Raw genomic sequence first — 21,643 nt, 5'->3', positions numbered from 1 at the left:
TCTTATACTTCTACGGTATCTTTAGGAAATGTTAATAGCTTGTTTCTATAATACTCGTATTGTTTTTGTCGTAATTCTATTTCTTTTGGTAAACCTTCACTTATTGAAGTGGTAAGTGTATCAAATTTATCAAGGATGTTTACGATGCGTTGTTGTTCTTTTTCTGAAGGTACTGGTATTTTAATCTTTGCCAAATTATCAGCATTTACACGTCTAACTTTAGCACCAGTTATAAACTTTCTTTTTTGCTTATGAAATTGTTCTGTTTGGAAAAAATAAGCGACATATTTTGGATTTAAATTATGTCTGTAAAAACAAGCGTCACTACTTACTGCTATTTCTTCATCCCCTAACCAAGCAACAGCTTTACATAAATCTTCATCGTTTTCACTTGTGGTTGCTATTACTAAATCACCATATTTTGCAATTCGTGCTTTTTTAGCAAATTCTACCGAAACAAATGATTTTGTTTTACTTGCATAAGTGCCATAGTGTGTATAGACTTGACCATAGTGGATACAACCAACGCCTGATTCTCTAAAATCTTTTTTCTGTAATCCACCACCTCTAATGAATTTACCTAGGCTTTCATCTCCCATAGGTAAATGTTTAACTTCTGTTTCATCAAAAGTTAGTAATTGCTCACGATAATACTCGTATTGTTTTTTACGTGCAGTAAGTTCTGTAGTAAGTTCTGTAGTAAGTTCTGTAAAAGTATCTAAAATACGAACAATTTCTTTTTGGACTCCTAATGGTGGGATTGGGATTTTGAGTTTTTTCCAATTAGGTTGCGTTAAACCAAATCTAGTTATTCCTTGAGCTTTTAATCGAATTTGTTTCCGAATGTCTGTAGAACTAAATAGAAAGTTTAAATAAGCAGGGTATAAAAAATTTTTATCAATGACTCTTAATCGCATAATATGATAACTATAAACAGCATTATCAAAATTTTCAATCGCCATTGCTGAAAAGCCAATTTCATCAATTTTTTCTGATGAAGGAGTTATAAAAACATCGCCTTTTTCTATATTACAATCATTAATTTTTTTTTCACTTGCTGTAACAACCATAGTTGGTGTCTCATTTGTTATGTATTGATTATTAAATACATCAACAAAATTCAAAAGTTTTACCTTTTTTTCATTTTTAAGACTTTTCTTGTCAACTCCGATATTTGAAAGTTGTATTACTTCACCCAAAGCTTTCCACTCCACTTCAACACCTTCCAATAATTCATCTAACTTGCTCATGCTTCAATTTCGTTTACAATGTTATCAATATCGGCACGTAGTTTGTCTATTTTTTTAACCGTGATAGCAACTTCTTTATTAATTTCTTCAATATCAATTTTTTCCCGTGTGTCTTTAGCTTCTACATAAGAACTCACCGAAAGGTTGTAATCGTTTTTAGCAATGATGCTATTATCTACAGATTTTGCTACGTGTTTAACATCTTCCTTACTATCAAATAATTGCATTACCTTTTCAATATGGTCGTCATACAACACATTGTTATTGGTTTCTTTTTTAAAGAAGTCTTCGCCACTAGCATCTATAAACTGTGTTTTGGTATCGGTTTTACTTTTAGATAGCACTAATAATGTTACTGCTATGGTAGTGCCATAAAATAAATTAGGTGCTAAATTGATGATGGTTTCTACATAGTTGTTATCTACCAAGTACTTTCTTATTTTTTGTTCTGCACCACCACGATAAAAAATACCAGGGAAACACACTAATGCTGCTCTACCTTTAGAAGATAAATAACTTAACGCGTGTAATACAAACGCAAAATCTGCTTTAGATTTTGGCGCTAATACACCAGCAGGTGCAAAACGGTCGTCGTTAATTAATGTAGGGTCGTCACTACCTTTCCATTTTATAGAATAAGGTGGATTAGATACGATGGCATCAAATGGTTTATCGTCTCCTAATTGTGGATTCATTAAGGTGTTACCCAACACGATGTGAAACTTGTCGTAATTTACATTGTGTAAAAACATGTTCATACGTGCCAAATTATAGGTGGTATGGTTTATTTCTTGACCAAAGAACCCTTCTTCAATCACATGATTATCAAAATGTTTTTTTGCTTGTAAGAGTAATGAACCAGAACCCGCAGCAGGGTCGTATATTTTATTGATTTTATCTTGCTTGTGCATTGCCAATTGCGCAATGAGTTGTGATACGTTGGTAGGTGTAAAAAATTCACCTCCAGACTTACCAGCGTTGGCAGCGTATTTATGAATTAAAAACTCATAAGCATCCCCAAACAAATCGATTTTATTGTCTTGAAAATTACCCAAATTTAACCCTGCAACACCTTTTAAAACATCTGCTAATCGGCTGTTTTTATTTGCCACTGTATTTCCCAATCGGTTACTGGTGGTGTCAAAATCTGCGAATAAGCCTTTTATATCCTCTTCTGACGGATAACCATTAGCAGAACTTTCTATTGAAGTAAAGATTGCTGCTAAATCTGTGTTTAGGTTTTCGTTGTCTTCTGCATTTTCAACCACATTTACAAATAATTGACTAGGATAAATAAAATAGCCTTTAGTTTTAATGGCATCCTCTTTTATTTCAGGTGTTATTACTGTATCTGGTAAACTTGCATAATTTATACTATCATCCCCAGCTTCAATGTACTCTGTGAAATTCTCACTAATAAAGCGATAGAATAATGTCCCTAATACGAAGTGTTTAAAATCCCATCCATCTACAGAGCCACGAACTTCGTTGGCTATTTTCCATATTTGATTTTGTAATTGTGTTCTTTGGTCTATGCTTGTCATTTTTTATTTTATGTATTCTGTTCCAAAAAATGAAACGTTAGTTATTTTCCTATACTATCTTTTACATCCCTTCGGATTGAAGTTGTTAAAAATAGAAATCTTTTTGTTGTAAACATTAATATTTCTAAATCAAAAAATAACCCAAACAAACCATTGGGTTTTATCTGGGTTATTTTTGGGTTGTTCTTTAATAATACTTACTGTTGGTATAGTTTAGAGTGTATATTTCTAGATATTTATCGATAATCTCATATTCGTCATTTTTTGTTGAAAGAAAATATGGAAGTATCTTAGACACTGTCAATTGGTCGTTATGTATTGCATCAATATAGGCTATAAATGCATTTTTTATTTGTAATTCACTCCTGTATTTTAGTGCGAATTTCAATAAAATTTTTATTCGGGCTGTTATAACTAATTGTGTTTCAGGAATAGTAATGTCGTTTTCTTCATCTTCATTATATAATTCTACTCTATCATCGTATACGTTTTGTAATGTCTCCAAGAATTTTTCAACAAATTCATTTTCATCTGCTATTTTTTGTTCTATGAACTTTAATTTATTAAAAGCTATTTCGTCAAAGGCAAAAAAATTAGATAAGGTTGCATTAGATTTTTCATTAAAAAACTGCTGTATATACTCACAAATGATTTCTATGTCATAATTTTTTAACGCCCTGTATAAGTCCATTTCGTTAAATTTCAACGCCGCTGGTGAAATATTTTTTTTGTATTTAAGAGAAGATAAAAAATTATTAAAACTCATAATTAAATTTTCACAACTTTGCCTTTCATTGTCTAGTTCAATGTTCGTATGAGTTAAATTATTATTATTTTTATTATTCTTATTACTATTCTTTTTTTGATAGTTCTCAACCAATGGTAGAAAGTAATCAGATAAATGTTTACTGAAATTAGGATATAGTTTGCTGCTTTCAGATAACTGATATATGTTAGGTATTAATTCAACAATTCTAGGAAAGTGAACTTTAAAGTGTTTAACCCTTGGCATACCTTTAACTTCTATTGAGATGATACCTAGATTTTCAAATTTCTTAATTATTGAATTTAATGAATGTTTTTTAATACCTGTCTCTTGTCTAATAGTTTCGGAACTGTGGAAAAACTCTTCAATTTTTTTAAAAGCCATTCCTTTTACAACTATGTATTCAAAAAACACTACCTCTTCACAATTAAAATATTCGTAATTGTAGCGTTGTAACTTTTGAATATTAATAGCTAATGGGTGAACATCTTCTTTTTTAAATGGTTTCATGCTGATATCGAGATTTATAGGTGTGGATTAGGCGATTTTATTTTTCATTAATACTTTTAATACATCATCATATTCGTAATAGATTGTTCCTCCTATTTTTGTAAATGGTAAAGTGCCATTTACTCGATAATTTTGTACAGTTCCCGCAGAGATGTTGAGCATTTCACGAACATCTGCTGATTTTAGCCATTTTTTTTGTTTCGTTTGAATACCTAAAATTGTTTTAAATTCTGAGATGATTTCTTGTTTGAAATTTTCTAAATCATTCTTTGTAATTGCTTCTAACATTGATTGGTTTTTTATTGGTTTTTTATTGGGTTTTAACTGGGTTTTATTTTTGATAAAATCTTCTAATCGCCCTGTTTACAGGGGTTAAGATACAATTTTTTACGCATTAAAAGCTTGGAGTGAGGTTAAATTGTTTAACAAAAAAAAGGATGATTACATCCTGTGTAACCATCCATATATTAGGGTTTTATAAAGTATATATTAAGGTAAAATATAATTTCTTATAATTACGGCTTAACAAATTTAAACTGCTTTCGCCTTGGATTCTTCTGAAGTGACTTTATTTGTTAGTTTTTTCTTTAAAATTGCCATGTCATCACTAACTTTTTGATCTAATATTTTAGCATAATGCTGGGTTGTCTTTAAAGATTTATGACCTAACATCTTACTAACTGATTCCATAGGTATACCATTGGAAAGTGTTACGGTGGTAGCAAAAGTGTGTCGCGCCAAATGGGTTGTTAAGTTTTTATTAATCCCACACAAGTCGGCTATTTCTTTTAAATAGGCATTAGACTTTTGATTGCTCAAAACAGGAAGCAATACATCTTTGGTAACTGCTTCGGGATGATCTGTATACTTCTCTATAATTTTTAAGGCTATAGGTAGGAGAGGAATGTTGCTACGTGTTTCAGTTTTGGTTCGCTTAGTTTTGATCCATTTATCTCCATCAATACCAAACACTAAATTGTCATTAGTCAATTTCTTAACATCACTATATGCTAACCCTGTAAAACAGCAAAAAATAAATATATCACGTACTTGTTCCAGTCTAGGTGTGTGCAATTTTTTATTGAGCATAATCTCAATTTCTTCTTCCGAAAGAAATTGACGATCAACTTCTTTTAATCTTACTTTGTAGTTTATAAAAGGATCGTGAGATATCCATTTATTTGCCATAGCAATACGTACAATTTTTTTAAAGTTTTTAATGTACTTGATAGTGCTATTGTGTCCGCAATTTCTAACTGTTTTTAAGTAAAATTCAAAATCTGTTATAAATTGATGATCTACACGTTTTATGCCTATATCGCTTATTTTGTATTGATGTAACATGAACTCCTTCAAGTGTTTGCAGACAGTTTTGTAACGTTCTAAAGTGCCTGCGGAAAATTCTCTACCCACCAATTTTTCCACCTGTGAATTGTGGTTATTAAATATGGCTATAAGTGTGCGCTCTTTTTCTTCAACACCTAAAAACTTGTTTTTTATAGTTTCAGTAGTTACTGGCTTATCATCTTGAATTAAATCTCGTTGACTTTGATATACCTTTGTAGTTAACGAATCTAAATATGCGTTGAGCTCTCGCACATCTTCTGTTCTACCAATTGCCTTATTGGCTTGAGTACTCCATTTATCTACTTCAATATAGCGTTTTGTGCTAATCTCTGTACGCTTACTATCTATAGTAATTCTTAAATAAATAGGGCATTTACCCTGTGAATCTACCTTGCTTTTCTTAAGGTAGAACAATAATCCAAATGTTTTGTTCATTCTGGTGACCTTTAAAATTATACATTAAATTACGGAAATTTTAGGCTCCAAAGTTGAATCAAGCTATTGATTTATAAGCAGATATTAACAATTTGGTGACCTAAACAAGGTTTGAAAAAGGTCACCTAATAGGTCACCAACAGAATGGTATTATTTAAACATTTTGATGTTTTGTAGAAACTAAAAAGTCCCGCAAACATAGTGTTTACAGGACTTTGCTCGATTTTGAATAAATCTTGGCGGAGAAAGAGGGATTCGAACCCCCGGAGGTGTGACCCTCAACAGTTTTCAAGACTGCCGCATTCGACCACTCTGCCATTTCTCCTGTGGTATGCGTTTCATAAGCGTTTTGCTTACGAGACTGCAAATATAAAAAGCTTTTTTAAATATCCTATTCATTTTTTAAAGTTTTTATTTGTTAAAATTTTAGTTAACTAATGCAGCGAAATAAAAGACTTTGCAACAATTTGAAAATAAGAATCTTGCATAAACATAAACGCAGTAAATTTTTCACTAACTTTAAGGAACTAATTATACCAAATGAAGATTTTTACGCTAATTGTCACATTATTCTTGACAAACTTTGTCTTTTCGCAGAGTAAAAAGCAAGTAGCCTTTAGAGAACTTACCGTAGAACAAGGTTTATCGCAAAATAGTGTGGTAAGTATAGCACAAGACAGTACAGGGTATATATGGTTTGCAACTCAAGACGGACTTAACAAATACGATGGACGCGACTTTACTCATTATGATATTCAATTTGAAGATGTAACTCGTGCAACCTATAGTAAATTAGGGAAAATTTACGTTGCAAGAAACGGAGATATTTGGATAACTTCTAATTCTGGAAATTTAGAAAAGTATAATTCTGAGACCGATAGTTTTCAAATCATACCCAGCCTCGAAAATATTAGCACCCTTATTCAAGATACTTCAGATAACTATTACTTAGGGACTTTTGAAAATGGCATTTATAAAATTAATAGACAAACAAAAGATACCCTTCAGTTTTTAAATTCAAAAGATGCTCGACATACTATTTATGATTTTCTACAAACGGACAATCAAACTATCTTAGCGACTACTGCAAACGGCTATTTCGAAATAAAAAATGATACCTATAAGTTTCAAGAAATTCTTCCTGCTACAAACTTTAGTGCACTCGCTCAATCCACCAGCAAAACTCTTTATATAGGGAGTTACGGAAAAGGGCTTTTTATAAAACAGCAAAACACAAGTTTACCTAGTAGGTTTCTCGGATTTAAGGATTTCAAACTTCCAGGAAATTTAATTATTCAGGATCTTTTAATAGACAAGAAAAATCAGTTGTGGATAGCTACTTATGGTCAAGGTGCCTATTTAGTGAATTTTGAAAATGAGACTATTCAAAATTTTACCGAAAACAAGAACAATCCTTATGCATTGCACTACAATGATGTTTTGATTTTGTATGAAGATAATACGGGTATAATATGGTTAGGTACAGATGGAACAGGGTTGAGTTATTATGATGAATATTTGGTGAAGTTTAACGTGCTTACTAATGATCAGATTCCGCTTAACGTAAATGTTGATGTAATCAGGTCTATAGCAAAGGATAACAAGAATAACCTTTGGGTAGGTACTTCAGGAAAGGGCTTAACTCGATTAAATATCGATAAGCAAGATTATTTCACTTACAGATCTAATGATTCTGAACTTTTAAGTGATAGAATTATGAGTCTTTTATATGACGATGGTTTATTGTGGATCGGCCATCAATCTGAAGGGCTACAATTGTTAGATTCCGATGGAAATTTTACTTCCTTTAAGGAAACCTCATCATATACGATATGGAAAATATACAAAGATGAAAATGGAGCTATCTGGCTTGCAACACGCGATCACGGACTTATTAAGTTTAATAAAGATTTAGGAATTCTCAATCAATTCACAATTGATAATTCATACATCACTACAAACAATATTCGAACCGTGGAAAGTGGAGGGGACAAATATCTTTGGATTGGCACCGAAGATGACGGTCTGTTTAGATTAAATAAAGAGACAAAAGAGTTGGCAAAAATTGAATCTTTAAACAGTAATATAAAGTCGCTTTATTTTGATGAAACGTATCTTTTTGTTGGCACCAATGGTGATGGTTTAAAAATCTACCATCCTGAAGATGAAACTATTCTGAATCTCACAACTAAAGAGGGACTTCCAAACAATGTAGTTTATGGTATTCTTCCCGATGAAGAAGGGTATTTATGGGTGAGTAGTAATAAAGGAATTTCAAAGTTGAAATTTGATGGTAATACAATTTCAGTGGTTGAAAACTACAGTAATTATGATGGCTTGCAAGCATTTGAATTCAATACTGGTGCTTATTATAAAGATGAAAATGGAATTTTGTATTTCGGAGGTTTGCAGGGATTAAATTGGTTTAATCCGAGTCAGCTAACCTTTAACCCGATTAAGCCAAAAACTGTTATTACAGGTATTCAGGTGTTTAATAAAAACCGAGCCCTTTCACCAGATTTGAATTTAAAACACAGTGAAAACACAGTTACCTTTACATTTTCGTCACTTCATTTTTCACAACCTGAGCGCAATCAGTTTAAGTATCGACTTTTAAACAACGATGAAGATTGGATATTTTCTGGTAATAGCAACATAGCGCATTACACCAACTTGCCGCCCAATGATTACGAATTTCAAGTTATTTCGAGTAATTATGATGGAGTTTGGAATACTACCCCAAAAACGTACTCCTTTACAATTTTGAAACCTTGGTATGGAACCATTTTGGCGAAAGCTATCTATATATTGTTGTTTTTACTATTTGGATTCTACCTATACAGATATTTAAAATGGCGATGGGAAATAAAAAACCAGCTGCGATTAGAACATGAGGAAACCGAGCGCTTGAAAAAGCTTGAGGAATTTAGGACAAAACTTTACACAAACATTTCACACGAGTTCCGAACGCCATTAACACTTATCTCTGGTCCGATAGAAAACCAACTTTCGAAACCTAAGATTTCAAAAACTGATAAAATGGAGCTTTCACTTGTAAAACAGAATGCCGATAGATTGTTGAGTTTGGTAGAACAGATGCTCGATTTGTCGATGATAGACTCTGGACAACGAAAACTAGCAGTAAAGCAAGGAAATCTTTCCATATTGCTAAAACAGTTAATCAGTGCTTTTCAATATAAAGCTTCAGAAAAGAACATTACTATTTCTAGTAAAATTCAAAGTTTGGAGTGTGTGTGGTATGATAAAGATGTGATAGAAAAGATTATATCCAACTTGCTTTCTAACGCTATAAAATACGCCCCAAAGGATAGTAAGATTTTGTTTGAGGCAAGTAGGCAGGATAAAAGTTTGGTGCTATCTATAATTAATAAAAGCGAATCTGTTGGAAAAAACGACCTGAGCAAACTCTTTCGCCGATTTTATCAAGACAATAAACTTTCGGAAGGAGTGGGGGTTGGTCTTGCATTAGTTAGAGAATTAGTTACACTGTCTAAAGGAAGTATTATCGCTAATAACATAGACGATGATAAGATTCAATTTACCGTATCTCTTCCTATTAATAAAGAATCTTTTAGCGACGATGAAATTATTTCGACTGAAGAAATGGCAAGCAGCGAAACCCCTTTAAAACCTTCAATTAAAGTTTCAAAAAAAGATAAACCGTTATTGCTAATTGTAGAAGATGAAGCGGATATTCGCACATTTATAGTTTCTATATTTAAAAATGACTATCGCATTATTGAATCTGAAAATGGAAAGTTAGGAATAGAAAAGGCACTATCAAAAGTTCCAGATTTAATTATTAGTGATATAATGATGCCTGAAGTTGATGGGATAGAACTTTGCAATTCTCTTAAAACAAATGAGCTTACTAGTCATATCCCAATAATACTTCTCACGGCCAAAGTAGGTGAAGAAAGCGAAATTGAGGGTTTAAAAACTGGGGCCGATGCCTACGTTACTAAGCCATTCAACAGTGAGAAACTAAAATTAAGAGTGGAAAAGCTCATTGAAAACAGAAGGCAACTTCAAAAACACTTCAGTAAAACCCTGAGTATAAATCCAGAATTGGCTATTACCTCGGCCGAAAGTGATTTCTTAAACCGCTTAAAAACCGTTCTTGACGAACACATTACTAATCCCGAATTTACAAGTAATCAGTTTGGTGAACTTATGCTTATGAGTCGCACTCAACTTCATCGAAAACTTAAGGCTATAACAGGAATGTCTGCAAGCGAATTTATTAGGTCGCAACGTTTAAAATTGGCAATCGGGTTATTAAAAAAATCCGATGTTTCTATTTCAGAGATTGCCTACCAAGTCGGCTTCAATACACCTTCTTACTTTAACAAATGCTTTAAAGAAGTCTATAAGTGTACCCCAAATGAATATGTGAAAAAAAATAATTAAACAGCTTAAACTACACATTTCACATCACTGAAACATATCTTTTATTTTTTGGAACATTTCTACTAACTCACATTTTTCTTTCCCAATACTTTTGACTCATCAAAATATTCTATTGATGAAAAGACTCCCTGATACAAATACAAAAAAGGATGTTATTTATATGAATATTAATCACCTTAAACAAGGTACGTACGAGCTTAAAATTTTGCTGAAAAACAAAGTTATGAAGTCGGTCAAAATTTTCAAAAAGTGAATGGCATTGGAAAATTCACCGACAATCAAACAATCAAATAATTTTAAATAGTAAACCATAAAATCTTAAACAGTAATAAATCTAAAAACAATGATTATGAAAAATTTAATTAAACTTAGCTCCTTACTCTGTATATCTATTTTGGTCAGTTGTTCTTCTGATGATACCCCTCCAGATGATCCTGTGGAATTCAACTTAGACGATATTCAAGGAAATTGGTATCGAGTAGGTGGGAACAACCCTGCAAATAATGGTATGTTGGTAAATGTAAACGGTAATTCGGGAACAGTAGAAATACCTGTAGGCTCAGGTTTCGAAGTAGGAGACATTAAATGGAAAGATATAGTGGCTACAGCACAACGAAGTTATGCCCATAAAGAGTTGGGCAGTGATTTTAATTATTACGATGCAACTATGAATTTGGGAACTGATGACACACTTAGAATAAATGTAGCTAATTCAGGAGCGGGCAATGAACAAAAATGGGTACGCCAATATACAGCTATTGAACCACATGACTGTAATCCCTATGAACTAGAATCATTTACAGATCAAATAATTAGTAACTGGTCCGAGGCAAATGAAGTAGATACTTTCCCGGGATTATTACAAGCTGTAAGCGAACCTGCCGGAGGCTATTACACGGTAACTTTAACCGCTACGGAATCTGTTCCTGCCTTGAGCATACAAGTTCCTGGAGATCCTTACCCAATAATTGGTGGCTCTGCAGCGGGATCAAACACGCCCCAGTCACGTAAAGTTGCATTTTTGGCCCATCCGGGAATTAGTTATGATGCAACTGCAAACCCATTTATAAACGGTACAACTTGGCCAGAAACTTATGAAATAAATTGGCAATATACAGGTATTATGGATTGTTATGAGCCCAATGATATTTTTGAAGCCGCAAAGGCGATCCCTAAAAATGAAATTCTGGAAGCCTATGCAAATGCAGGATTTATTTCAGTAAATGCCATTAATGAAAATATTTATGACTGGTACAAAATTATCCTACAAGCACCATCAAAGTTAGAAGTTGAAATAGTACAAAGCCCGTCTGATCGCTTTATGTACACAAGATTTGTTAGGGAAGACCAGTCGGTTATAAATGCTTCTTATACGGTAATCTCTGGAAATACAAATAATAATGAACCCGGTACATTGTATAAGTTAACCTCCAATAGCACATTAAACCCGGGAACTTATTACTTACGCATGGATGGTGGAACGCCACGGTCTTATCAATATGACATTAATGCGGGAGAAACCAAACCCGACCATTGGAGTACTCCATATAAATTTAAGGTAGTCGCTTTAGCGCCATAGTTTTATGCTGGCTATAAAAGAGTTATATTTTTACTTTCAGTTGTTTAATTAGCAGCAATGGAATAGCGATAAAAGTTCAAAATTTTTATCGCTATTTTTGCATTTAATATTAATTCATTTTTTAAATGACTTCTACTACTATTGAAAAATTGCAGTGGCGTTACGCAACAAAAAAATTTGACCCTTCTAAAATATTAACTGAAGAAAAACTAAATGTTTTAAAAGAGGCATTTAACCTCACAGCAACTTCTTTCGGCTTGCAACCTTTAAAATTGGTAGTTGTTAGTAACTCCGATATTAAGAAGCAGTTAATGCCGATTACATATAATCAGCCTCAGGTACGCGATGCTTCTCACGTTTTAATTTTATGCATTGAAAAAAGTATAAATGAAGAGTTTATTATAGACCATTTTAAAAGGGTAGAAGGCTTGCGAAAAACTCCACGGACTATTTTAGAACCTTTTGAAAAAAACCTAATCGATTCGTTTACAGAAAAAGATAGTTCAGAAATAAAGGATTGGATGGTCAACCAACTCTATTTAACACTAGGAGCACTACTAACGGTGTGTGCCGTCGAGAAAATAGACGCCTGCCCAATGGAAGGGTTTGAATCAAAAAAATATGATGCTTTACTAGGTCTTGACAAACAAGGGTTAGAATCTGTAATTGTATTGCCAGTTGGATATCGCGACGAGTCAGATTTTTTTATAAATCTTAAAAAAGTACGTCGTGGAGTTGATGAATTAACAATAGAGTTTAAATAAGTATAGTAAGAATACCATTTGCCCTAAGTTGAGTTTATCTTAAGTGGAGGCAAAGGTTTATGTAAGCTATTGAAAGAGAATTATGGATTAAGTTTACAGAGAGTAATCAAACCAATTATTTCTATAAATCAATTCAAAAAAACATTAATCATTATATATAATAAACATGCCCGGATTTGAAATTTTTGGCGCTGAAGAGCGCAAACAAGTAAATGATGTGTTGGAAACAGGTGTTTTAATGCGCTATGGTTTTGACGGAATGCGAAACAATCATTGGAAAGCCAAAGAATTTGAATCTCTTTTCGCTAAAAGGATGGACGCAGAATACTGTCAATTAGTTTCTAGCGGTACAGCGGCTTTAACTGTAGCTTTAGCCTCAGCTGGAATTGGTGCTGGGGATGAGGTAATCATGCCAACATTTACTTTTGTAGCAAGTTTTGAATCTATTTTAGCGCTGGGCGCTGTTCCTATTTTGGTAGATATCGATGAAACTTTAACGCTTGATCCCAAAGCTGTAGAGGCTGCAATTACTGAAAAAACAAAGTGCGTTATGCCTGTGCATATGTGCGGTTCTATGGCAGACTTAAGAACCTTAAAAGCAATTTGCGATAAACACAATTTAATTCTCCTCGAAGATGCCTGCCAAGCTTTAGGTGGTACCTATGAAGGAAAACCCCTAGGTAGCTATGGCGACTTAGGATGCTTTTCTTTCGATTATGTAAAAACGATTACCTGTGGGGAAGGCGGTGCCATTATTACAAATAATAAAGAATACGCAAAAAACGCAGATCATTATCAAGACCATGGCCACGATCACGTTGGTAACGACCGTGGAGCAGAATCGCATCCCTTTCTAGGATACAATTTTAGAATATCCGAATTGAATGCCGCAGTTGGTTTGGCACAGCTCGACAAATTAGATGAAATATTAAATACTCAGAAGGAGAACTACAGAATACTTCGCGAAACTTTAGAGTGTATTGAAGGCGTGACTTTTAGAAAAGTGCCTGAGGGGGGAGAAGAAAATTATTCTTTTTTGAGTTTTTTCCTGCCGAATGAAGATTTAACGAAAAAAGCTCATAAAGCACTTTCTGATGCTGGTGTCGATGCTTGTTTTTATTGGTATACCAATAATTGGCATTATATAAATGGTTGGGAACACCTTAGAAATCAAAAAAGCTTGGGCAATCTTTCTTCGGAAGTGAAAAACCAAATGCAAGACTTAAACAATACCGATTTTTCCAAAAGTCATGCAGTGATGAGCCGTACAATTTCTTCATTGATTAAAATTGGCTGGACTGAAAAAGAGGTTCAAAAAAGAGCCGAAGCAATGAAACAAGCGATAATCTCAGTTTTATAGATTTTCGTCACTATTTATTAAAGGTCGTCTAATGTTGTTTTAGACGACTTTTTTGTTTTTATATACTTCAAATTCCCAATGGGAAAGCAAAAATTTTCTTCTACTTCAGGTGTTTTCGGAAAATGACACATTTCTTTCAACTTTTGAAACATGTGTGATAATGACTTAACATGTATGTCTTTAGCTTAGTGTTGTAGAATGATTTAAACATTACTTATGAAAACTAAAAACATACTTATAGCATTTGTCTTCCTTTTAATAGGAACCAATATTCAGGCTCAAATATTAGATAAAATGGCTAAAAGAGCTGAGCGCACTGTAGAACGAACTGTATTAAATAGAACAGATAGAGAAGTTTCAAAGCAAACAAATAAAACTATTGATGGGGTAATTGAAGGTGATAAAGAAAAAAAAACGAAGAAGACTCCTAAGAAATCCAAAACTAAAAAGAAAACCAGAAATCCGAATATAATCGGAGGTAATATGGATGGAATTCCCGATAGTTATAACTTTCAGTATTCATTAAATATGAAAATAACTTCAGACGGAAATACGTCTAATTTAAAATATTTTGCTGCACCTAATGCGAGTTACTTCGGAACTGGAGTAGCAGGTCAAAACAATAGTGTTATTGTTTACGATATAGAAAATCAAGCTATGATAACTTTTATGAATAGTAATGGACAAAAAATGGCAATGAAGATGAATATGCCCTTACATGAAGAAATGCAAGAAATGATTAATCAAAAAGGCAGTAATAATAATGGTGATGGTATGAAGTATATCCCAATTGAAGGCAAAACCATTTTAGGGTATAAATGTAAAGGATATTTGGTAAAACAGGAGGAGGGTACAAGTAAGATTTATATAACAAATGAAGCTCCAATTGGTTTTTTAGGAATGCTAGCTAGTGTTGATGCCATAGGTGACGACAAAAATACTATCGACATTCCGTTTGATGAGAACTCAACAATTATGGAGATGGTATTTACTTCTAACTCAAAAAACAGAGATGATATGCATATACTGTGTACTGCAATAGAAAAAAATCAATTTACTATTAATAGAAACGAATATCGCGGATTGTAAAACAACTTGTAAAGTTAAAATCAGGACAAATAATTAATCATTGAAATTAATATTATGAAATCAATCGCAATAATATTTCTCGCTTTAGTGTATCTCACTAGCTGTAAAGACAATAAAAGTTCTGATATTAATGCAAGTGTGAATCACGATACCCATACAAACACTGAGAAAGCAATAAACAGTAACAATAAAACTCAGGATAAAGAAAATAAAAGGGATTCGAAAATTAAAGAATCTCAAGAAGATTGGTATTGGAAAAATACTATTATGAGTAAAAACAACTCCTTCAATAATTGGCAAGAAGGAGCGGTAGAATTAGTTATGTTATTCAAAATCAAAGAAAATGATATGCATCCTAAAATCATAAAAGTGGGGACTATTAATGCTTCAGGAGAAGTTAATATTAATTTACCCTCAGAATTAAAAACAGAACGAAAATTAGATAATCTGGGAAACCTTGTTTTTTTCGACATTACTGATATTTCAAATTTTAATTATGAAAATGGAAATACTGGTTATTTCTCAAATACATCATTTCAGGTTCTCAAGAATGGTAATGTAATAGGTAATTTAACTATGGGTAACTCGGTGCGAACTACTTATAATCTAACGAATGAAAGCAATTTAACACAAGGGGATGAGGGATACCTTGTTTACTTGGTTTATGTTGATGAAAAAGCTGCGATGAAAGGAAATGAAACTACTACTGTAAAAGCGAGAAGAGATGGTACAAATACTATTGATGCAGAAACAACTGTTGTTTACAATTTAAATTTTAAACCAGGTTGGAATTATGTAAAAACTGAAGTAATAGGTAGATACAATCTAGAACACGAAAGAGGCTTGGATGTATCTTGGTTCAAAAAACACGAACATACTACAATCCCTAATAAACCTCTAGAAGCCGAATATTTCTTCAGAAAAAATTCATTTTAATTAAATTCTGTTTTTATTGAATATAACATCTTCAGTTGTACAGCATTGCTAGGTGCGGATAAAAACTCCAAATTATTGATACGCTTTAACTCGTATTAACTCGTAGATTTTCAGCTTCTAATACTTCAAAATAGGGGAGGAATGTAACTTCTCAATTTTCTCTATTCAACTTACAACATTTTGTTAACGATTATCTATGGAATATTCCCGATATTTGTTTTTACCCAAAATTTAAAAACTCTAATTAACAAACTATGGGAATGAACAAAAACACTGTATTGGCATGGGCCACATTTATAATGATTGTAGTAGGTTTAGTTCTTATTGGCTTAGGTGCCTTTCGGTACGATGATATTGCTGGTTGGGGCTTCGCTTCAGTAGGTATCGGTTTTTTTGCTATTGCTTGGGTTTTTAACGCATTAAAAGGGAGAGTTTAAAAAAGCAATTTGTAATCAGTAAAAAGTTTAATTTATATAAATTTTTTATTGTTTTCGGTTTAATATTATGTCTGAAGAAAAACTAATACGAGAAAGACTTTCAAAGCATCTTTACGGCGGAGAGGCCTTTATGCCCGTGATGGATATGTTGGATAAAATTTCTTTTGAAGATATCAATACTCGTCCAGCCAATTTGCCTTTCTCTTTTTATGAATTGTTTTTTCATATTGTTTTTACTCAAAAAGACATTGTAAAGTTCACCTGTTCTGATGACTACATCACACCAAAATGGCCAGATTTTTATTGGCCCAAAGAAAAAACATGTAAGAATGCTGAAGAATGGGAAACCCTAAAAGCTGAATATATTACAGACCGCGAACGTTTAAAAAACTTCCTTTTAGATGAGAAAAATCAACTAACCAAAGCAGTCAAAAATGGAAAAGGAGAACAAACACTGCTACGCGAATTGCTCCTCGTAATTGAACACACTGCGTATCACACTGGACAAATGCTAATTGTATTAAGACTTCTGAATCTTCATTAAATGGTTATTAGTTTCTAGTTTTAAATAAATCAATTTCAGTGCTTAAAAATCACATTTATAGCGCTTGCGACAAAAAATAATAGAGAGTAATCTCAACAATAAATAATAAATTACAATCAATAATTATGTCTGACGATAAAAAAGTAATCTTCTCGATGTCTGGGTTAACAAAAACCTATCAAAGTGCCCAGACTCCTGTACTTAAAAATATATATCTAAGTTTCTTCTACGGTGCCAAAATTGGTATTCTTGGTTTAAACGGAAGTGGTAAATCTACATTGCTTCGCATTATTGCAGGGGAAGAAAAAAACTACCAAGGCGATGTGGTTTTCGCTCCTGGATATACAGTAGGGTATTTAGAACAAGAGCCAAAACTAGACGAATCTAAAACTGTGCTTGAAGTTGTAAAGGAAGGAGTGCAAGAAGTTGTTGACGTGCTTGATGAGTACAATAAGATTAACGACATGTTCGGGCTTCCTGAAGTGTATGAGAATCCTGATAAGATGGAGGAGTTGATGAATAAACAAGCAAAGCTTCAAGATAAAATTGACGCGACTAACGCTTGGGAACTCGATACCAAATTAGAAATAGCAATGGATGCGCTACGTACTCCAGAGCCAGATAAGCTTATTAGTGTACTATCAGGAGGTGAAAGACGTCGTGTAGCATTGTGTAGGTTGCTTCTTAGAGAACCAGATGTGCTATTACTAGATGAGCCTACCAACCACTTGGATGCAGAGAGTGTTCATTGGTTAGAGCATCATTTAGCAGAATATAAAGGAACTGTAATTGCCGTTACTCACGACCGTTACTTCCTAGATAACGTTGCTGGTTGGATTTTAGAACTAGATAGAGGTGAAGGTATTCCTTGGAAAGGAAATTACTCATCTTGGTTAGATCAAAAATCGAAGCGATTAGCACTAGAGCAAAAGCAAGCTGGAAAACGTCAAAAAACGCTTGAACGTGAGTTGGAGTGGGTTCGTCAAGGAGCTAAAGGTCGCCAAACAAAACAAAAGGCACGTTTACAGAATTACGACAAGCTTTTAAGTCAAGATCAAAAGCAATTGGATGAGAAGTTAGAAATCTACATCCCTAATGGACCAAGATTAGGAACAAATGTTATTGAAGCGAAAGACGTATCTAAGGCATTTGGCGATAAGCTGCTTTACGAAAACTTAAACTTTAAATTACCACAAGCTGGTATTGTAGGTATTATCGGTCCTAACGGAGCAGGTAAAACAACCATTTTTAAGATGATTATGGGGGAAGAAACCCCAGACAAAGGAACTTTTGAAGTGGGTGAAACTGCTAAAATTGCTTACGTAGATCAAACACACTCTAATATAAATCCTGAAAAAACCATTTGGGAGAACTTCAGCGATGGTCAAGAGCTTATTATGATGGGTGGCCGACAAGTAAACTCTAGAGCTTATTTAAGTCGTTTTAACTTCAGTGGTAGCGAGCAAAACAAAAAATTATCTATGCTTTCTGGTGGAGAAAGAAACCGACTTCATTTAGCTATGACGTTAAAAGAAGAAGGAAACGTTCTCCTGCTTGATGAGCCAACAAACGACTTAGATGTTAATACCTTACGAGCGTTAGAGGAAGGTTTGGAAAATTTTGCTGGCTGTGCTGTAGTAATTAGCCACGACCGTTGGTTTTTAGATAGAATTTGTACTCACATTTTAGCTTTTGAAGGTAATAGTGAAGTGTATTATTTCGAAGGAGGCTTTAGTGAATATGAAGAGAATAAAAAGAAACGCTTAGGTGGCGACTTGATGCCGAAACGTATTAAATACAAAAAACTAATTAGATAAATTATGTGGAAATATTTTATTGCGCTTGGTTTAATAGTAACGATTTCATCCTGTGGATCTAAAAATACCGCTATGAAATCGTCTAAGGCCGCTAAGGAAATTGTATTAGGGAAAAGTGAAGTTGTATCTTACAAAAGTTTAGGTAACGGCGTGGCTTCAGTATCTTTAAAACTCTATGAGAACAACACCTTTTTATTCGATTTTAAAAGTATTCCGCAGCCTGGTTCAAACGACAAACCTGTGGTAATTTCTGAAAAGGGAACTTACACATCTGATGGAAGTTGGAAGACTTTAAATTTTGTAAAACCAAAGTTTTCGCTAGCTGCAATTTTTGACGCTCAGTACGGTGATGCTTCACACTTTACCGTAATAAGCGACGATAAAGTAAAGATAAACTCCTCAAAACCCGCCTTGCCAATTTGGGGTGTAGTTTGTGAGAAAAAATAAATTATTGTCTGTTAGAACGAAAATACAAGCATTTGCAAAGTATTCGTTCTAACAGACTTTTTTATTACATTATTTTTAAAAACGGATTAAGAAATCACATCGCTTACTAAATAAGCGATAGCCTTTCCAACTTGGTTTGACGCAACTCCAGTAGAAGGAGCACCTTCGCAAAGATGTACATAGCTCGCGTTTTTGTTTTTAGCGAAATAGGAGACAAATTGTCGCGCCTGCGTTACTGAAAAACCACTTGGTGTAATTGCACTACTACCCATTATTTCAATAGCATCCATATCCAATTCAATCCCAAAATTATCATTACTACAGAAGTTTTCACTTTCGGCTAATGCTTCAGAAAAGCTTTTATTTTGATTAATTGTTATATCCTCAAAAAGATTAAATTTCACTTTCTCAGAATTGTTTTTCATCGAAGCAAATACGGCTTCAGAAGTGTAGTTTCTATGGAGCCCGAATATAAAATACTTGCTTAAAAACCCTTCTTCAAAAGCATAAGAAAATCCGTTGCCACTGTGGCGGTGTTCTAAGGCACGAAAATCTGTATGTGCATCAAAATTTATACAGTTTATAGGTTTTTTTAATCCTTCAGAAGTTCCTTTTATATTTCCGTAACTATTATTGTGGCCCCCACCTATAATAATCGGGAATTTTCCAGCTGCAACTATTGCTTTTACAACTTCGGCTACTTTATGATCTATTTGAAATACAAGTTCACCAAGTTTTTCGGCATAATGTTTATCTGCTTTTAAAATATTTTCTGCCTGCTTCATCTGAGTGTCGCAGTCTATTTCCCCTAAAAGAATAACATTCTCAGCATTTGTTAAGTGATTGTGCTGAATATTTAAAATACTCCCTAATGCAGTGTTCCAAGCCTTTGAAGTTCCTGGATTCCCATAATTTGCACGAACGCCAATATCCTCAGGGATACCTAGTAAAACGTAATTGGACGAATGATTCTTTAAGCTTTCAAGAGAATCAACGAAACCAACTTTTTCACCAAATTTGGTTTCACCTACGCGCTTATTGATATAAGGAGCGGCATCTTTTTCAGAGTAAATTTTAATTAAATTCATTTTACTTCCTTACCATTAATTATAACAGCATCAATCATATTGCTTCCGAATGCATAAGGCAAATAACCATACGATGGAATTGGCTTTGTTATGATGAGGTTTGCCGCTTTTCCTTTTGTAATACTTCCATGAGTATCACTTAAGCCCATTGCATATGCTCCATTAATAGTAGCAGCATTAATAGCTTCCTCTGGAGTTAGTCGCATTTTAATACAAGCAGTTGCCACCACAAAATTCATGTTTCCACTTGGTGTAGAACCAGGGTTGTAATCTGTTGCCAAGGCTAAAGGAAGCCCTGCGTCAATCATTTTTCTTCCAGGTGCATACGGGATACTTAAAAAATATGAACAAGAAGGAAGCGCCACAGGCATGGTATCACTGTTTTTTAAAGCGTCTATATCTTCATCCGTCATTACTTCTAAATGATCTACACTTAATGCTTTGTGTTTTACTGCCGATTCAATTCCGCCAATACTATTAAATTGATTAACGTGTACTTTTGGAATTAGGTTGTATTTTTTTCCTTCTTCGAGTAAACGCTCCATATCTGCAACTGAGAAATAACCTTCCTCACAAAAGATATCTACATATTCGGCAAGACCTTTTTCAGCTACTTTTGGAAGCATTTCGTTACACAATAAATCCATATATCCATCTTTGTTTTCCTTGTATTCTGAAGGGATTGCATGCGCACCTAAGAAAGTGGTTTTGATAGTTATTGGATAATTCTCAGAAAGTTTTTTAGCTACACGAAGCATTTTCATTTCAGCTTCTGTAGTAAGTCCGTACCCACTTTTAATTTCTAAAGCGCCAGTACCTAAACTCATTATTTCCTCTAAACGAGTTGCCGATTGATTGTATAATTCTTCTTCAGAAGTTTCTTGTAGTTTTTTCGCACTATTTACAATCCCACCTCCTTTTTCGGCTATTTCTTGATACGTAAGACCATTAATTCTATCTACAAATTCTTGTTCTCTATTTCCAGCATAAACCAAATGGCTATGACTATCGCACCATGCCGGAAGCACCATTTTACCTGAACAGTCTAGGGGTTTAAAACCTTCATATTCTTTCAGATTGTCCATAGTACCGTAGTCTTCAATCTTCCCATTGTTTAAAAACACCCAAGCATTTTTAAGTGTAGGGAGATCTTTCATCTCTTTTCCACTTAATTTTAAAGGAGAGTTTTCACGTACTTGGAGTAATTCTTTTATGTTAGTGAGTAGTAATTTCATTGTCTTTTATTAATTCTTGTAATTTTTTATAAAGATAAAGAAAGTATATCCTATAAGAGAAGAG

General features: G+C 33.6%; 17 protein-coding genes and 1 tRNA gene. 10 read left to right on the top strand and 8 right to left on the bottom strand.

Features of this window, described 5'->3' with window-relative positions; all coding sequences use genetic code 11:
* Positions 1–2: 2 nt before the first annotated feature.
* The 6 genes from FHP04_RS08420 to FHP04_RS08395 all read right to left on the bottom strand — a co-directional run bounded on the left by FHP04_RS08420 (position 3) and on the right by FHP04_RS08395 (position 6,177).
* Positions 3–1,250, bottom strand: a complete 1,248-nt coding sequence (locus FHP04_RS08420; protein WP_139855657.1) for a restriction endonuclease subunit S — start codon at positions 1,248–1,250, stop codon at positions 3–5.
* Entirely contained in the window at positions 1,247–2,794 is a 1,548-nt protein-coding gene (locus FHP04_RS08415) for a type I restriction-modification system subunit M (RefSeq protein ID WP_139855656.1), read from the bottom strand. Before FHP04_RS08415 ends, FHP04_RS08420 begins: the two co-directional genes overlap by 4 nt.
* Positions 2,795–2,981: 187 nt before the next feature.
* Positions 2,982–4,070 (bottom strand): hypothetical protein, encoded by a 1,089-nt coding sequence (locus FHP04_RS08410; protein ID WP_139855655.1) that lies wholly within the window; start codon positions 4,068–4,070, stop codon positions 2,982–2,984.
* Positions 4,071–4,097: 27 nt separating this feature from the next.
* Positions 4,098–4,358, bottom strand: coding sequence for a helix-turn-helix domain-containing protein (locus tag FHP04_RS08405; RefSeq protein ID WP_139855654.1), 261 nt, complete (start codon positions 4,356–4,358; stop codon positions 4,098–4,100).
* A 243-nt stretch (positions 4,359–4,601) separates the two neighbouring features.
* Positions 4,602–5,852: a site-specific integrase gene (locus FHP04_RS08400; protein ID WP_139855653.1), complete on the bottom strand. Its 1,251-nt coding sequence runs from the start codon at positions 5,850–5,852 to the stop codon at positions 4,602–4,604.
* A 237-nt stretch (positions 5,853–6,089) separates the two neighbouring features.
* A tRNA-Ser gene (locus FHP04_RS08395) sits at positions 6,090–6,177 on the bottom strand.
* Positions 6,178–6,392: 215 nt separating this feature from the next.
* Here FHP04_RS08395 and FHP04_RS08390 point away from each other — a divergent pair.
* From FHP04_RS08390 to FHP04_RS08345, 10 genes are all read left to right on the top strand, one after another.
* The gene (locus tag FHP04_RS08390) at positions 6,393–10,283 is read left to right on the top strand and encodes a hybrid sensor histidine kinase/response regulator transcription factor (RefSeq protein ID WP_139855652.1); all 3,891 of its coding nucleotides are present in this window, start codon (positions 6,393–6,395) and stop codon (positions 10,281–10,283) included.
* Positions 10,284–10,632: 349 nt separating this feature from the next.
* On the top strand, positions 10,633–11,862 hold the full coding sequence (locus tag FHP04_RS08385) for a hypothetical protein (protein WP_139855651.1): 1,230 nt from the start codon (positions 10,633–10,635) through the stop codon (positions 11,860–11,862).
* 125 nt (positions 11,863–11,987) lie between these two features.
* The gene (locus FHP04_RS08380) at positions 11,988–12,626 is read left to right on the top strand and encodes an NAD(P)H-dependent oxidoreductase (protein WP_139855650.1); all 639 of its coding nucleotides are present in this window, start codon (positions 11,988–11,990) and stop codon (positions 12,624–12,626) included.
* Positions 12,627–12,792: 166 nt separating this feature from the next.
* Positions 12,793–13,986: a DegT/DnrJ/EryC1/StrS family aminotransferase gene (locus tag FHP04_RS08375; protein WP_139855649.1), complete on the top strand. Its 1,194-nt coding sequence runs from the start codon at positions 12,793–12,795 to the stop codon at positions 13,984–13,986.
* 216 nt (positions 13,987–14,202) lie between these two features.
* On the top strand, positions 14,203–15,075 hold the full coding sequence (locus FHP04_RS08370; RefSeq protein WP_139855648.1) for a hypothetical protein: 873 nt from the start codon (positions 14,203–14,205) through the stop codon (positions 15,073–15,075).
* 54 nt (positions 15,076–15,129) lie between these two features.
* Positions 15,130–16,011 (top strand): hypothetical protein, encoded by an 882-nt coding sequence (locus tag FHP04_RS08365; RefSeq protein ID WP_139855647.1) that lies wholly within the window; start codon positions 15,130–15,132, stop codon positions 16,009–16,011.
* 254 nt (positions 16,012–16,265) lie between these two features.
* Entirely contained in the window at positions 16,266–16,448 is a 183-nt protein-coding gene (locus FHP04_RS08360; protein ID WP_139855646.1) for a CAL67264 family membrane protein, read from the top strand.
* Between the two features lie 67 nt (positions 16,449–16,515).
* A complete protein-coding gene (locus FHP04_RS08355) occupies positions 16,516–16,992 on the top strand; it encodes a DinB family protein (protein WP_139855645.1) in 477 nt (158 codons plus the stop codon).
* A 125-nt stretch (positions 16,993–17,117) separates the two neighbouring features.
* Positions 17,118–18,809, top strand: a complete 1,692-nt coding sequence (gene ettA, locus FHP04_RS08350; RefSeq protein WP_139855644.1) for an energy-dependent translational throttle protein EttA — start codon at positions 17,118–17,120, stop codon at positions 18,807–18,809.
* A 72-nt stretch (positions 18,810–18,881) separates the two neighbouring features.
* Positions 18,882–19,256, top strand: coding sequence for a hypothetical protein (locus FHP04_RS08345; RefSeq protein WP_139855643.1), 375 nt, complete (start codon positions 18,882–18,884; stop codon positions 19,254–19,256).
* A gap of 86 nt (positions 19,257–19,342) precedes the next feature.
* On the opposite strand, the gene FHP04_RS08340 is transcribed toward FHP04_RS08345, so the two are convergent.
* Together FHP04_RS08340 and hutI are read right to left on the bottom strand one after the other, a co-directional pair.
* The gene (locus tag FHP04_RS08340; protein WP_139855642.1) at positions 19,343–20,344 is read right to left on the bottom strand and encodes a formimidoylglutamase; all 1,002 of its coding nucleotides are present in this window, start codon (positions 20,342–20,344) and stop codon (positions 19,343–19,345) included.
* A complete protein-coding gene (gene hutI / locus FHP04_RS08335) occupies positions 20,341–21,579 on the bottom strand; it encodes an imidazolonepropionase (RefSeq protein WP_139855641.1) in 1,239 nt (412 codons plus the stop codon). The genes FHP04_RS08340 and hutI overlap by 4 nt, the downstream gene beginning before the upstream one ends.
* Positions 21,580–21,643 lie beyond the last annotated feature (64 nt).

Origin of the sequence: Aequorivita sinensis, from assembly GCF_006346335.1 — a bacterium.
GTDB lineage: Bacteria > Bacteroidota > Bacteroidia > Flavobacteriales > Flavobacteriaceae > Aequorivita > Aequorivita sinensis.
Note: the sequence above shows the minus strand (reverse complement) of the source record. Positions and strands in the feature narration are given on the sequence as shown.

Coding starts and splice junctions, on each gene's coding strand:
- FHP04_RS08410 (WP_139855655.1), bottom strand. CDS start 4,070: ATGAAACCATTTAAAAAAGAAGATGTTCACCCATTAGCTATTAATATT.
- ettA (WP_139855644.1), top strand. CDS start 17,118: ATGTCTGACGATAAAAAAGTAATCTTCTCGATGTCTGGGTTAACAAAA.
- FHP04_RS08375 (WP_139855649.1), top strand. CDS start 12,793: ATGCCCGGATTTGAAATTTTTGGCGCTGAAGAGCGCAAACAAGTAAAT.
- FHP04_RS08360 (WP_139855646.1), top strand. CDS start 16,266: ATGGGAATGAACAAAAACACTGTATTGGCATGGGCCACATTTATAATG.
- FHP04_RS08370 (WP_139855648.1), top strand. CDS start 14,203: ATGAAAACTAAAAACATACTTATAGCATTTGTCTTCCTTTTAATAGGA.
- FHP04_RS08400 (WP_139855653.1), bottom strand. CDS start 5,852: ATGAACAAAACATTTGGATTATTGTTCTACCTTAAGAAAAGCAAGGTA.
- FHP04_RS08420 (WP_139855657.1), bottom strand. CDS start 1,250: ATGAGCAAGTTAGATGAATTATTGGAAGGTGTTGAAGTGGAGTGGAAA.
- FHP04_RS08365 (WP_139855647.1), top strand. CDS start 15,130: ATGAAATCAATCGCAATAATATTTCTCGCTTTAGTGTATCTCACTAGC.
- FHP04_RS08380 (WP_139855650.1), top strand. CDS start 11,988: ATGACTTCTACTACTATTGAAAAATTGCAGTGGCGTTACGCAACAAAA.
- FHP04_RS08415 (WP_139855656.1), bottom strand. CDS start 2,794: ATGACAAGCATAGACCAAAGAACACAATTACAAAATCAAATATGGAAA.
- FHP04_RS08390 (WP_139855652.1), top strand. CDS start 6,393: ATGAAGATTTTTACGCTAATTGTCACATTATTCTTGACAAACTTTGTC.
- FHP04_RS08355 (WP_139855645.1), top strand. CDS start 16,516: ATGTCTGAAGAAAAACTAATACGAGAAAGACTTTCAAAGCATCTTTAC.
- FHP04_RS08405 (WP_139855654.1), bottom strand. CDS start 4,358: ATGTTAGAAGCAATTACAAAGAATGATTTAGAAAATTTCAAACAAGAA.
- FHP04_RS08345 (WP_139855643.1), top strand. CDS start 18,882: ATGAAATCGTCTAAGGCCGCTAAGGAAATTGTATTAGGGAAAAGTGAA.
- FHP04_RS08385 (WP_139855651.1), top strand. CDS start 10,633: ATGAAAAATTTAATTAAACTTAGCTCCTTACTCTGTATATCTATTTTG.
- hutI (WP_139855641.1), bottom strand. CDS start 21,579: ATGAAATTACTACTCACTAACATAAAAGAATTACTCCAAGTACGTGAA.
- FHP04_RS08340 (WP_139855642.1), bottom strand. CDS start 20,344: ATGAATTTAATTAAAATTTACTCTGAAAAAGATGCCGCTCCTTATATC.